Annotated in this window: 12 protein-coding genes and 2 pseudogenes; 9 read left to right on the plus strand and 5 right to left on the minus strand. The window is 51.5% G+C overall.

Annotated features, from left to right (window positions below; all coding sequences use genetic code 11):
• Positions 1 to 37: 37 nt before the first annotated feature.
• The 4 genes from C173_RS01000 to C173_RS01015 all read left to right on the plus strand — a co-directional run bounded on the left by C173_RS01000 (position 38) and on the right by C173_RS01015 (position 6,750).
• Entirely contained in the window at positions 38 to 706 is a 669-nt protein-coding gene (locus C173_RS01000) for a CoA transferase subunit A (RefSeq protein WP_036721470.1), read from the plus strand.
• Entirely contained in the window at positions 699 to 1,355 is a 657-nt protein-coding gene (locus C173_RS01005; protein WP_036721471.1) for a 3-oxoacid CoA-transferase subunit B, read from the plus strand. The genes C173_RS01000 and C173_RS01005 overlap by 8 nt, the downstream gene beginning before the upstream one ends.
• Before the next feature lie 98 nt (positions 1,356 to 1,453).
• The gene (locus C173_RS35290; protein WP_155991165.1) at positions 1,454 to 5,773 is read left to right on the plus strand and encodes an S-layer homology domain-containing protein; all 4,320 of its coding nucleotides are present in this window, start codon (positions 1,454 to 1,456) and stop codon (positions 5,771 to 5,773) included.
• An 83-nt stretch (positions 5,774 to 5,856) separates the two neighbouring features.
• Positions 5,857 to 6,750, plus strand: a complete 894-nt coding sequence (locus C173_RS01015; protein WP_036721476.1) for an Rpn family recombination-promoting nuclease/putative transposase — start codon at positions 5,857 to 5,859, stop codon at positions 6,748 to 6,750.
• 84 nt (positions 6,751 to 6,834) lie between these two features.
• Here the strand turns inward: C173_RS01015 and C173_RS34795 are convergent.
• The 3 genes and pseudogenes from C173_RS34795 to C173_RS35600 form a co-directional block, all read right to left on the minus strand.
• Positions 6,835 to 7,113: pseudogene (locus C173_RS34795) on the minus strand (short-chain dehydrogenase); the annotation flags it as partial.
• Between the two features lie 78 nt (positions 7,114 to 7,191).
• Positions 7,192 to 7,254 (minus strand): annotated as a pseudogene (locus C173_RS35595) (hypothetical protein); the annotation flags it as partial.
• Positions 7,241 to 7,315 carry a MerR family DNA-binding transcriptional regulator gene (locus C173_RS35600; RefSeq protein ID WP_155991183.1) on the minus strand — a complete coding sequence of 25 codons (75 nt, stop codon included), beginning with the start codon at positions 7,313 to 7,315 and terminating at the stop codon, positions 7,241 to 7,243. The pseudogene C173_RS35595 and the gene C173_RS35600, both read right to left, overlap by 14 nt.
• Before the next feature lie 228 nt (positions 7,316 to 7,543).
• On the opposite strand from C173_RS35600, the gene C173_RS01025 reads away from it, so the two are divergent.
• Positions 7,544 to 8,149 carry a DUF1349 domain-containing protein gene (locus C173_RS01025; protein ID WP_036721478.1) on the plus strand — a complete coding sequence of 202 codons (606 nt, stop codon included), beginning with the start codon at positions 7,544 to 7,546 and terminating at the stop codon, positions 8,147 to 8,149.
• Positions 8,150 to 8,189: 40 nt separating this feature from the next.
• On the opposite strand, the gene C173_RS01030 is transcribed toward C173_RS01025, so the two are convergent.
• Positions 8,190 to 8,735 carry a hypothetical protein gene (locus C173_RS01030; protein ID WP_036721479.1) on the minus strand — a complete coding sequence of 182 codons (546 nt, stop codon included), beginning with the start codon at positions 8,733 to 8,735 and terminating at the stop codon, positions 8,190 to 8,192.
• Between the two features lie 123 nt (positions 8,736 to 8,858).
• Here C173_RS01030 and C173_RS01035 point away from each other — a divergent pair, with 123 nt between their 5' ends.
• Entirely contained in the window at positions 8,859 to 9,455 is a 597-nt protein-coding gene (locus C173_RS01035; protein ID WP_036721637.1) for a TetR/AcrR family transcriptional regulator, read from the plus strand.
• 22 nt (positions 9,456 to 9,477) lie between these two features.
• On the opposite strand, the gene C173_RS01040 is transcribed toward C173_RS01035, so the two are convergent.
• The gene (locus C173_RS01040; RefSeq protein ID WP_036721480.1) at positions 9,478 to 10,440 is read right to left on the minus strand and encodes an NADP-dependent oxidoreductase; all 963 of its coding nucleotides are present in this window, start codon (positions 10,438 to 10,440) and stop codon (positions 9,478 to 9,480) included.
• A gap of 183 nt (positions 10,441 to 10,623) precedes the next feature.
• Here C173_RS01040 and C173_RS01045 point away from each other — a divergent pair, with 183 nt between their 5' ends.
• The 3 genes from C173_RS01045 (at position 10,624) to C173_RS01055 (ending at position 13,257) form a co-directional block, all read left to right on the plus strand.
• Entirely contained in the window at positions 10,624 to 11,211 is a 588-nt protein-coding gene (locus C173_RS01045) for a TetR/AcrR family transcriptional regulator (RefSeq protein ID WP_036721484.1), read from the plus strand.
• 66 nt (positions 11,212 to 11,277) lie between these two features.
• Positions 11,278 to 12,216: an aldo/keto reductase family protein gene (locus C173_RS01050; protein WP_036721486.1), complete on the plus strand. Its 939-nt coding sequence runs from the start codon at positions 11,278 to 11,280 to the stop codon at positions 12,214 to 12,216.
• A gap of 18 nt (positions 12,217 to 12,234) precedes the next feature.
• Positions 12,235 to 13,257, plus strand: a complete 1,023-nt coding sequence (locus C173_RS01055) for an SDR family oxidoreductase (protein WP_036721488.1) — start codon at positions 12,235 to 12,237, stop codon at positions 13,255 to 13,257.
• Positions 13,258 to 13,272: the final 15 nt, after the last annotated feature.

The raw sequence follows: 13,272 nt of genomic DNA on the forward strand, positions 1-13,272 counted from the left end.
AGCTTTTCTCCAATAATAAACAAGGAGCCTGAAATCTATGATAAACAAATTAATCTCTGCCGAAGACGCCGTGAAGAGAGTGAAGGATGGAGATACCGTGATGGTCGGCGGTTTTCTGGCTGGAGGCCACCCCGAAGAATTGGTGCGTGCGCTTGTCGAGACGCAGTCAGCCGGTCAGCTCTCGCTAATTTCCAATGATACCGGCACCCCGGAATTATCGATCTATAAGCTGGTCAAAAGCGGCCGGGTCAAGCGGATCTATGCCTCCTATATCGGCTCTAACCCGGAAACGGGAAGACTGCTGATGACCAAGGAAGCTGAGGTGAATCTCTATCCGCAGGGCACGTTAGCTGAGAAAATCCGGGCTGGTGGAGCGGGGCTGGGTGGTGTGTTAACCCCTGTAGGAGTAGGGACGATTGTAGAGGAAGGTAAGAGGAAGCTCGATATTGAAGGGAGGGAATATTTACTCGAGCTGCCTCTCCATGCAGATGTGGCACTAATTCGGGCCCACAAGGCGGACGAGGCCGGGAATCTGGTGATTGACGGCTCTTCCCGAAACTTCAATTTCGTGATGGCGATGGCGGCGGATTATGTAGTAGCTGAGGTAGATACTTATGTGAAGCTCGGGGAGATTGATCCCAATCATGTCAATGTCCCGGGAATTTTGATTGATGCCATTGTAAAGGCGGGGAATACGCATGAATAACCGGGAATTCATTGTGAGAAGAATCGCCCAGGAGTTCAAGGACGGCGATGTGGTGAATCTGGGGATCGGTATGCCGACCCTGGCAGTCGATTATATTCCTGATCATGTTCAGATTATGCTACAGGCGGAGAACGGAATACTTGGAGTCGGCCCCAAAGCGGCGAAGTCAGAAGAAAACATCGACTGCATCGATTCTGGCGGCAGCTTCGTGACCACGATGGCCGGAGCTTGCTATTTTGACAGCGCGGTCTCCTTCTCGATCATCCGTGGGGGGCATGTGGACATCACTGTGCTGGGTGCGCTTGAAGTCGATGAGCAGGGCAATCTGGCAAGCTGGATGATTCCGGGGAAAAAAGTACCAGGCATGGGCGGAGCTATGGATCTGGTAGTCGGGGCTAAACGGGTCATTATCGCCATGGATCATGTGAGCAAGGACGGACAGCCGAAAATAGTGAAAGACTGCAAGCTCCCCCTGACGGCGGTACATGTCGTAAACACGATTGTCACTGAAATGGCGGTCATCGAGGTGATCCCGGGCCAGGGGCTGATGCTGATGGAAATTGCACCGGGTCTGACGGTGGAAGACGTTCAGAAGGCTACAGGGGCCGAGCTATGGATCTCCCCGGACCTGAAGGGGATTGCTGTCTAATACAATAAAATTTAATATGTTTACATTGTGATGACTCTACGAACATATTACGCCGTTATGCTGTCTACTAGAACAGACAACAAGGAGCGTGAAAGTTCGTGAGTAATCATCCATTTGTAAAGAAAGTATTAAGCGGGATCTTGGCTATGACGGTTCTGCTTCCCATCCTTACACCTGCTCTATCTCCGTTACCGACTGCCTTTGGGGATGCGGCGGAACCCAGCGGTGTCGTGAAGGTAGAGGATTTTGAACAGGTACGCTTAGCGGATCTAACCTTTGACAGTGCCCGCATTCACAGCGGCAGTCTGGCGCTTGAGACCAATCCGAAATACGTACATAGCGGAGCGAAGTCCCTGCGGATTGATTATGACTTCATTGGCATAACCGATAATCCGTCTCAGGTTGCCGTGGGTCCGGCGACTCAGCTGCCGCTCTCTAACCGAACACCTAAGAGAATAGGGATGTGGGTATATGCCAATCAGGAAGGCCATGGCCTGACCTCCAAGTTCTACGTGTCTTCCACCGGCAAATCCAAAACGTATGAAATCAGGAGTGAAGAGACCGGGATCGACTGGAGCGGCTGGAAGTATGTTGAGGCGGATATAGGTTCAGACCTGACCATGCCGGGTACACTGGCCTTCTACTTCCAGATGAAAGAAAGACAAATGAGCAAAAAGAATAAAGGCTCGATCTGGATTGATGACGTCAGGCTGATCTATGATGAGCCGGTTAATGAAGATATGGATGTGCCTGTGTTAAGTCCAGCGGCACCGGCTCCTAATCAAACCTTGAGCGCCCCTGTCTCTGACATTATTCTGTCAGCGGAGGATGCCAAGTCGGGCATTGACCCGGATTCCATCCGGTTAACGGTGGATGGTCAGCCTGCGGCACCGTCAACTTATGTCTATGATCTGAATCATAAGCAGATTACCTATCACCCGGAGCTTCCGCTGGCCGGAGGTTATCATCAAGTGCTGGCAGAAGTGAAGGATATGGCCGGCAATCCGGCAGCGGCAGAATATGCTTTTCAGATTGAGCATGGAGCCAGATTTACCTTGGAAGCCCCGAAGGAGGCCGTCAGTAATGAGACCTACCGGCTGAAGTTGAAGGCAACGGATGTAGGCGAGGCTAAGAGCTTTCATGCCAGAATCAAGTTCGATCCAGAGACATTGCAGGCCAATGTGATTACTGCACGCTCCGGCCTCAGCCATGTGCAGACAGTTCTCGATAATACAGGCGGCTATGTTGAAGTCAGTGCCGAGGGATTGCAAGGGGATCAGGCGGATGCGCTGGCAAGTATTGATTTTGAGGTGAACCGGTCTGCGAAAATGGAACGCGGCGAGACGGCTAAGCAGATGGCTATGGTGGAAGGCAGTTTCGGGTATGAAAGCGGGACGCCAGTTCCTTCCTTAGCCTCCCCGCATAGGTATAAGATCGGGTTTCCTTACAAGCTCAGTATCAAGGGATCAGCGCTGCACACTCAGAGTATCATCACGGTTACCTCCCGCGCAGGAGCGCCGGTGGAAGGAGCCGGGATTGATTTTACCGATACCAGCGGTCCTCAGACTTATGTGCGTGTAACCGCCGATGGGTCCAAAGTATATGCCAAAGCCGATCCATCGTCCGCAGTGTTGCTTGCTGTAGAGAAAGATGCGCGGATGTTCGCCACAGCAGGCAGTGCTTCCGGATTCATCAAGGTGTATTTGCCGGATGGCAGCAAGGCAGGGTACATCTCATCCGCAGATGTGGAGCAGAGTGATCTTAGCACAGGAATGGGCTTGACGGATGCCTTGGGAGAGATTCATACGTCCCTGACGAACCTTGCCATTGGTACTTGGAGCGTGCAGGCTGTCAAGGATGGCGGGACCAGCGAGAGTATCAATATGAATGTTGTAGCTCCGTTTGGCGGGGCAGATCCGCAATATGTGCAGACCTTTGTAACCGAAGATATGAAGACGATGATGAGCGTAGGGTGGCAGAGCGCGCCAAGTGTTCAAGAAGCTTACATCCAGTATATGAAAGATAGTGATTGGGTGGACAGTGACTTGACGAATGCTCCGGCAAAAGCAGCCACGCAGCGCGCTCTCTCCGAGGTGGAGGTCATTCCTGAGGTTGCAGGCGGACCTATGGGCGAAATCAAGCTTCATAACGCATTAGTCACGGGTCTTGAGCCAGGTACGGGCTATCATTACAGAGTTGGCTACGAAGGCCATTGGAGCGATTGGTCCAATTATAAGACGGTGGAGGCTGCGCCGGACAAGCCCGTTTCCTTTGTATTTGTGACCGATTCGCATACCAAAGGGGACAATGGGCTGGAGACTTATCAGCAATTGATCCAGAATGCGTTCACGAATTATCCCGATACCCAGTTCGTTATGCATGGCGGTGATATGGTCGATGATGGGGCGGTTTTGAATGAATGGAACCAGTTCTGGCAAGCCTCGTCGATCTATACCTCCTCTGTTCCTTCAGCGTATGCCATGGGGAATCATGATGTAAAAGGGGGAGGAAAGTACATTTTCGCCAAAGGCTTGGGGCTTCCTGTTAACGGACCTGAGCTCCAGAAGGAGTATGCCTATTCGTTCGATTCAGGAGAGGTGCATTTCGTGGTACTGAACTCCGAAGCAGACGAAGTCACGATGGGCAAGCAAGCGGAGTGGCTGCGGGAGGATCTTCTGAACAGTCATAAAAAATGGAAGATTGTCATGTTCCACAAACCTGCCTATCATACCGAAGATGGACGCGGCAATCTGATTGAATACACCCAGACTTATTTTGCCCCTATTCTCGAAGAATTGAAGGTCGATCTGGTGCTGGAAGGCCATGACCATGTATATGCACGTACCTATCCGATGAGCAAAGGCAAGCCGCTACCAAGCGGAGAGCAAGGAACAGTCTATCTGGACGGCGGAGCGTCTGGCTGGAAGTTCTACGATGGAAGCAAATACGAGTATCTTGATTTCATGTTTGACGAGGATGTTCCCGTCTATTCTGCCATTCAGGTAAGCCATGATGAGATCATCATCCAAGCCCGCACTACGCAGAGCGCAGAATTAATTGACAACTATACGATTGTGAAAAAGGATGAGCGGACAGTGACTTCCGTGGCCGTAGCCCCGGCCGAATTGAAGCTGAATGTCGGCGACACGCACGCGACGGTGCTTACGGCTACCTATAGCGATAACTCCACTGCCGATGTCACGAATCAAGCGGTATGGACATCTTCTAATGAGCGGGCAGCTACAGTAGACGCCCAGGGTATCATTCATGCCGTTGAAGTGGGAGAAGCTACCATCCAGGCGAATTACGGTAACATGCCACCGGTGAAGCTATTGGTAATGGTTCAGGCAGAAGGTACGTTGCCTAAGCTGCTGAAGCTGACCGCCGAGCCTGGCACACACACCTTACAGGTGAACAAGCAAGCAGCTTCCGTGATTACAGCGGTATATGACAATGGAACAAATATAGTGGTTACGGATCAGGTTCGTTGGACAACTTCAGATCCTGCGGTCGCCTCGGTATCGGACAAGGGGATCATTACGGGTATTGCAGTGGGGGACGGAGTAACGATTACTGCTTCCTTCGGCGGCTTAACCATTGCGATTCCCATCGTGGTTGAGGGCGGAACGGTACCGGTGGCAACGCCGACACCAACGCCAACGCCAACGCCACAATCGGGAGGAACACCGGCAGCAACGCCAGCACCAAAGCCGGCGGTAACACCGACAGCAACAGCAGCACCAATAGCAACGACGACACCGGCACCAACACCAGCTATAACTGCCGGTCCCGCAAAGCCAACGGTAACCAGGCCTGTCCTGAAAGACACCATGGACTTAGATGCGCTTAAATCTATCGTTGCAAAAGGCCGGACGGCTGCAGTTGTCAAGTTCCAGGATGTACCTGCCGTTCTGTGGAGTGCATCATTCATTGATCGTGCAACCCGGATGGGGATGATAACGGGTTACGCGGATGGTTCATTCCATCCTGAAGCCAAAGTATCACGCGCTGAGTTTGCTGTAATGCTCACAAAAGCTTTTGGTCTCACGGGGGCGCAGGGGACCGGATTCTCCGATACGGAGGGACATTGGGCTTCGAAGGCACTTGCGGCGCTTCAACAGCATGGAGTTATTCAGGGCTACGCCGATGGTTCCTTCCACCCCAAGCAGGAGATCACCCGCGCGGAAGCTGTGACTATGCTGGCGCGTCTTACAAGCTATGTTCCCGGCACACCGGCACCATTCTCCGACCTCCCGGCAAGCTGGGCGGCAGAGCCAATTAATGCCTTCGCTAATGCAGGAATTGTCTCAGGGAAAGGCAATGGCGCCTTCAAACCAAAGGATTCTGCTTCCCGCGCGGAAGCCGTAGTGATGATCGTCCGGCTCATGGATAAGCTTGTTGAAGCGGGTGAGGAGTAGGATAAGTAGACAAAGCTAAAGCTTCTGAGCAGACAAGGGCAGCCCCATTTAATCGGGGCAGCTCTTTTTTTTAGCAAGGTAAAATACCTTTACCACATGATGAGGCTTTTAAGAAGCTGCTGGAGACGTTCTTTCAGGAATTCATTGAGTTGTTTTTCCCTGAGCTTGATACGATGCTGGATTATAGGGAGACCCGGTTTCTGATGCAGGAATTGCTGGTGGATATTGTTGGTGAGGAAGCGCGGGAACTGGATCTCCTGCTGGAAATCCGCTACAAAGAACTGGACGGTTATATTTTGATTCACCTGGAGCCGCAGTCGTATCGGGATTCACAGTTTCACGAACGGATGTTTATTTATTTCAGCCGTCTGTTTGAGCGCTACCGCAAAGAGCATAAGCTGATTATTCCGATTGCCATCTTCACTTCAGATGAGATCAGGGAGGAGCAGGACACCTTGGAGATGGTTATTCCTGAGCATCAGATCCTGCGCTTTCAGTTTCTCAAGGTAGAATTGCGTAAGCAGAACTGGCGAAGATTTATTGATTCAGACAATGCAGTAGCTGCTGCGTTACTAGCCAAGATGGGGTATACTACAAGAGAAGCAAGAGATGTGCGCCGGGAGTTCCTGCGCATGTTCATGAAGCTGAAGACACGGCTCGATCAAGGACGGCTGGCACTTGTGATGTCAGTGGCGGATTTATATTTCCAGCCGGACCGGGTCCAGGATGAAGAGATCATAAAAGAATTAATGATACAATACCCGGAGGAGGGTGAAGCGATTATGGAACTCATGCCAGCCTGGAAGCGTTGGGGATATGAAGAGGGCATAGCTGAAGGCATAGAACAAGGAATTGAACAAGGAATTGAACAAGGCCAGACGGAGATCATCCGTAAATTACTCCTTCACGGACTTACTCCAGAAGAGGTATCCAAAGCGGTGGAGATGCCGGTAGAGAAGATTAAGAAGCTGATGTAAGCGGAGTTCTATCATATTATGCGTACGCCCAAACAGACCGTCTACCCTAAGACGGTCTGTTTTCGTATGTTCCGATTCAATCTTTTATTCAATATAGCTCCTTGTCGCCTCATACATTTGCACTGCATATTTGTCAATCTGCTCCCGTGACATGCGCAGACGGTCTACGGATGTGCCGTATCCGATCTCCAAGAGTCCTTCAGTGAGTCCCTGGAAGATCCCGTCCGTGAATGCATCTAACGGCTCGCCATGGACATGCAGTCCTGATCCGCCGAGATCCGTATTCACAGCAGGCGGGGCAATCTCAATGACTTCAACGGAAGACTCAGAGAGCTGAAACATGGCAAGCCGCAATGCAATCGTGCTGTCCCCCTCCGCCATCCAGTCTACATATTGCCTGATCTGGCTTATGGGCATCTGTGTGTTTTTCAGATAGAGGATGATCTTAAGGAAAACGAGGTGATCCTCCGTAAAAATCCGCCTGCCCGCTTCATCCCGCTCCATCCCGCTCCATCCGGGGCAGTAACCCCTGCTTCTCATAAAAACGTATGGTAGATTCCCGAATCCCCTAACCGCGTTGCCGCTTCGCCAATGGAATAATAGTTCATCTGGAGGCCTCCAATTGATTGTTTAGGTGTCGACAGTTATAGGATACGACTTAAACCAAGGGTTAATTCAACCTAATTTATAAGAGTCTGTCAAAATATTACTATTGGTTAGTTTTCCATTTTGCTATATTATGAGAATGCGTTTGCATTCCATGAAAATTATCCAAAAATAGGAGGACTACCAAATGACCAAGACTGATTTCGCAGCGTACCAATGGATGAATGAGGGGAACATCAGGTTTGAGGATGACAGTATTATAATAGAGGCCACTGCTAACAGTGATTTTTTCTGCAATAACGGGGCGGTTGCGGAAGAAGGGCTGACGCCTGAGAGTCTGACCAACGCGCCTTTCTTCTATACTGAAGTATCCGGGGATTTCGTGCTGCGGGTGAAGGTGAGTCATGACTTCCGGGACACGTACGATTCTTCTTCCATTATGATTATGCAGGATCTGTCGGTCTGGGCGAAGGCTTGCTTCGAGCTGACAGATTTTGATACCCATGCGGTGGTCAGCGTAGTTACGAACCAGACCTCGGATGATGCGAACGGCTGCAATATTGAGGGTAATGAGGTATGGCTGCAGGCCGCCAGATCCGGAAATGCCTTTGCTTTTCATTATTCGACCGACGGCGTACGGTTTGACATGATGCGTTTCTTTAACCTTCCGGTGGGAGACACAGTCAAGGTTGGGTTATTGGCGCAGGCCCCTACTGGCGATGGCGGGGATAGAATCTACAAGCATTTCTCACTGGAACAGCGGACGGTGAAAAATATAAGAGCCGGCATATAAGCCGGCTTTTTTTCGATGAACCAGCTGCTCCTGCCGGAGCTTAGCTCGAACCTTTGGCCTGTCTGGGCCAGATGAAATAGGTAACAGTGATGATCAGGTCAATGCCGACCACGACGGACCATACAGTCAGGATACTTAACAGCGCCTCCGTGCGGGCGGCATCGTCGATCCACAATATCAATCCATACAGAATACCGGCAGCGAGCACAAAAGAGAGCAAGTGCTTCACCCAGCCCTTAAAATAATACTTGGCATGATCCATGCCGTAACGCTTGGCCGGCTTCGTCCCTTGCTTGGTAAGATAGTAGCGGAAGCGTTCGTCGGCCCAGGCGATCATGCTTTTACCGAATACAAGAGACACAGAAATATACACAGCAGCAAGCGCATGGGCTGTCGTAGCGGTAGCGCCCCGTGCCAAATCCACGCCGGAGATCAGTAACAGTAGGATATCGAGGACCGGAGTCATCGCCAGGAAAATGAGCCCCAGTGTAGGCCGCTTGAAGATATAACGTGCTGTAAAGCCTGCAAAAATGACCACCCAGAACAAGACCTCACAGGTCACAATCGCCCATGCCACCAGATTCATATAGCACCCCTTGTTATTGTTGATAGTAGTTATAGCCTAGTCGAAGTATAACAGCGGAATTTAAATAATACAACCGTATTATTTAAATTGTGCTTATCATTTCGGGTATGCTACAATATGGTCATGCCAAAAATTGTAGATCATTCCGAACGAAAATCGAATATTGCTGAAGCCACCTGGCGGGTCATTATCCGGCAGGGAATCAAAGGGGCTACGGTGCGTAATATTGCTGCCGAGGCGGGTGTTTCTTTGGGCGCGCTGCGCCATTATTTCTCCACTCAGCATGAATTGCTGGAGTTTGCTATGAATCTGGTGAAGGAGCGCGTAACAGCGAGAATTGTGGACATTATGCAGTCGGAGCTTCCTCCGCGGGAGCAGATTATGAAGGTGCTGCTGGAGCTGCTCCCTACAGACGACAGCAGCATGGCTGAGATGGAGGTATGGTTCGCATTTACCTTCCATCTCAAGACTGGCGGGGAGAGAGCTACTGAGCTTAATGATGCGATCTATCCGCTGATTGTGCAGATTATTGACTACCTGGATCAGCACGCACTCTTCAAGCAGGGGCTGGATAAGGGGGATGAAGCTGAACGGCTGTATGCTCTGATTGATGGCCTGGCCCTTCATGCCATGCTTGAGCCTGACAGGATGAATAAACAACGTGTGATCCGGGTGCTGAATATTCACCTGGAATCTATCTGCACTCCAAGTACGACATAACAGCCTGGTTCTGTATAATGTTCTATCCCTGTTTCAGGATCACTAATTTCCCCCGAACCTTCCGGGTCTCATAATGATTATGCGCACCTACTATCCCCTGCATTGTAAACGGGAAAATCTCCTCCACATGCACCTTAAGCTTATGCTCGCGGACTTGCTGAATAATGGAAGCCAGATCCTTTGGGTTCGGCTCGATATAGGCAAACTGGGCTTCGATTCCGCGAACCTTGGGGTGGGTGGTGATCAGCGGGTCTACCAGGGAGATTAGCCTGCCGTTGTCCCGCAGAATCTGAAGGTTCTTCTGTTCGGTTGCTCCTATTCCAGTGTCCGCATCAATGGAAGTCTCTCTCACCATATCCAGTACAATATCTACTGTGCCGGCTGCTTCTGCGAAATCAGTGGTCGTGTAGTCAATAACCTCATCTGCTCCAAGCTGCCGCACAAATTCATGATTATACTCCCGTGCTGTGGCCAGGACATAGGCGCCGTGCTGCTTGGCCATTTGCACCGCAAGATGTCCTACACCTCCAGCGCCAGCGTGAATAAGAATCCGCTGGCCGGAATGCAGCTTGCCGTACTGGAATAAGGACTGCCAGGCAGACAAGGCAGAGGCGGGCAAGGCGGCAGCTTCCTGAAAGGAAAGCTCAGGCGGAATAACAACCGCTGAGTTCTCTTCCAGAGCTAAGAAGTCTGCGTAACCGCCGCCGGACCTGGAGAGCCCCATGACGCGGTCGCCCACCTTCAGCCGTGACACATTTTTCCCAATCGCCCTCACTATTCCGGCTACTTCTACTCCCAGCACATGGGGGAACTGCAGCTGCATGACCTCCTTGAATGCGCCTGAGCGCACCAGTTGGTCAGCGGAACTGACAGTTGTGGCGTACATTTCAATGCGCACCTGAGTCTCGGTGATAGCGGGAGTAGGGAGTACCTCTTCTGTGAATACTTCGGGATTACCATAATGCTGAATAGCAATTGCATGCATAGCTGAATCCTCCGATCCGTGTATTTTGAGTCTCTGTTGATTTACGGGTAGACGTTCACTATAATGATCCTACCAGTGTGGTATAGCTGCATCAATTGCTAGAATTTCGGAATGTGTTCAGTATTGTACAGAATCTGTAGAAGTGTTCAAATCAATTCGAACGGGGCGAAGAAGGGGTTATTTATGGATAGAAGGATACGTAAATCGCAGGAGGCTATTATTGAAGCCTTTATCCAGCTGATTGCAGAGAAGAACTTCGAACAAATTACGATAAACGAAATAGCCGAGCGGGCCAATGTAAGCCGGGGCACCGTTTATTCGCATTATACCGACAAATACGATCTGCTAGACCAGTGCATCAGGACACATTTTGTCAAGCTGATTGACAGCTGTCTGCCGTGCGGCGAGCAGGCGCTGTTTCCCACTGAGGCGGCTCTGCACTATACATTCCGTTACCTCGATGAGCATGCTTCGTTCTATGCAGCGGCGCTGGCTAACCAAGGGGTTCCCGCGTTCCGAAATCGTCTGCAGGCGGTACTGATACGGGGATTCGACAAACAGATGGATATGGGCGGCATTAACAAGATGATGGACAAGGGAATCCTGGTGCAATTTCTGGCTGTGGCAATGACCGGCATGATCGAACAGCTGGTTACGCGTGCAACGCCTTATTCAGCAACAGAGCTATCCGGGCAATTGTGGGCACTCATGGAGCGTAACCAGATGGTCCCGCCGTCCGCTCCGCTTTCTATTTCTACCAGATTGTTCTAGAATGAATAGGTGCATATAGCAACCGGTTGGTGGGAACTGCCGGATTCAGAGAGGAGCAGAGGATTAATGAAATACCGCAGATTAGGTGGGACCGGACTTAAGGTCAGTGAGATTAGCCTGGGAAGCTGGTTGACCTACGGAGGATATGTGGAGCAGGACAATGCCGTTAAGGCCATTGAAACCGCTTACTCCCTGGGCATTAATTTTTTTGATACCGCGAATGTCTATGAGAAGGGGGCGGCGGAAAAGGTGCTGGGAGCTACCCTGAGCAGCTATCCGCGCGAATCCTACGTGCTGGCGACCAAGGTGTTCGGGGTTATGGGCGACGGTCCCAATGACCGCGGCCTGTCCCGGAAGCATATTACCGAGCAATGCCATGCCAGCCTGAAGCGGCTGGGCGCTGAATATGTGGATCTGCTCTACTGCCACCGGTATGATCCGGAGACCCCGATCGAGGAGACGCTGCGGGCGCTGGATGATCTGGTCCGTCAGGGCAAGGTGCTCTATGTGGGGGTAAGTGAATGGACAGCGGCACAGATGACCGAAGCCCTTGCGGTTGCCGACCGGTATCTGCTGGATCCTATCGTGGTCAATCAGCCGGTCTATAATATGTTCGAACGTTATATCGAGAAGGAGATTATCCCGCTTGGGCAGCGCAAGGGAATCGGACAAGTCGTATTTTCTCCGCTCGCTCAAGGTCTGCTGACCGGCAAATACAGCTCGGTCTCCGAGATTCCGGCAGACAGCCGGGCTGCCCGGCTCGACTGGATGCGCAAAGGAATTACGGAAGAGAAGCTTGCGAAGGTTCAGGAGCTGGGCAAGGTGGCCGCTGAACTGGATATCTCTGTAGGCAATCTGGCACTGGCCTGGATTCTGCGCCAGCCGAATGTATCCAGTGCCCTGGTCGGCGCGAGCCGCCCTGAGCAGGTGGAGGAGAATGTAAAGGCTTCCGGCATTGAGCTGAATGAGGATATACTGGCCCGAATTGAAGAAATTATCGGTTAAAAGAGAGGGAGGATACAGATGAAGGTTCTATTTATCGGAGGTACGGGACTTATCAGTCAGGCGGTTTCCCGGCTGGCAGTGGAACGGGGAATAGAACTGTATCTGTTCAACCGTGGAGAGCGCAGCGGCTTCGTGCCTCAGGGCGCTCAGGTGATTCAGGGCGATATCCGTGACAAAGAGAAGGCAGCCGAGGCGCTGAAGGGGCATGACTTCGATGTTGTTGTGGACTGGATTGCCTTTACGCCGGAGCATGTGCAGACAGATATTGATCTGTTTACAGGCAAGACGCAGCAGTATATCTATATCAGCTCGGCTTCCGCTTACCAGAAGCCACAGCGTAATTATCTGATTACCGAAGAGACTCCGCTGGTGAACCCTTATTGGCAGTATTCCCGGGATAAGATTGCCTCCGAGCAGCTGCTTCTGGAAGCGTATCAGAGCAGCGGCTTCCCGGTGACCATTGTCCGTCCATCCCATACTTACGGAGATACAGCTATTCCGGCGGCGCTGACCAGCTGGAGCCATCCATGGTCTCTGGTGGAACGCATCCGCAGGGGCCAGCCGCTCGTCATCCATGGCGATGGTACCTCTCTATGGACATTGACGCATAATACGGATTTTGCCAAAGCCTTCGTTGGATTGCTGGGACTTCAGGAGGCGATTGGAGAAGCGGTTCATATTACCTCGGATGAGGTACTGAACTGGAATCAGATCTATGCGGCCATCGGGGAGGCAGCCGGCCGTGAGCCGAAGGTTGTACACATGTCTACGGATTTCATCGCTGCGAATACCCCGCCGGGAACAGCGGACGGGCTGATCGGGGATCAGGCGGTCAGCAGTGTGTTCGACAACAGCAAGATCAAGCGTCTCGTTCCTGACTTCGCCGCTACTGTGCCGTTCGCTGAAGGGGTGAAACGGTCGGTTGCCTGGTTCGAAGCCCATCCTGAATTATGCACAGTTGACCAGGATTGGTCCAAAACGCTGGACGGATTGATCGCCAGGCACGGCGTCGATGCAAAGCTGCTTAGCTATTACGTGTAAAGAGAACTAATAGTA

The sequence above is a fragment of the Paenibacillus sp. FSL R7-277 genome (assembly GCF_000517965.1).
GTDB lineage: Bacteria > Bacillota > Bacilli > Paenibacillales > Paenibacillaceae > Paenibacillus_AQ > Paenibacillus_AQ silagei.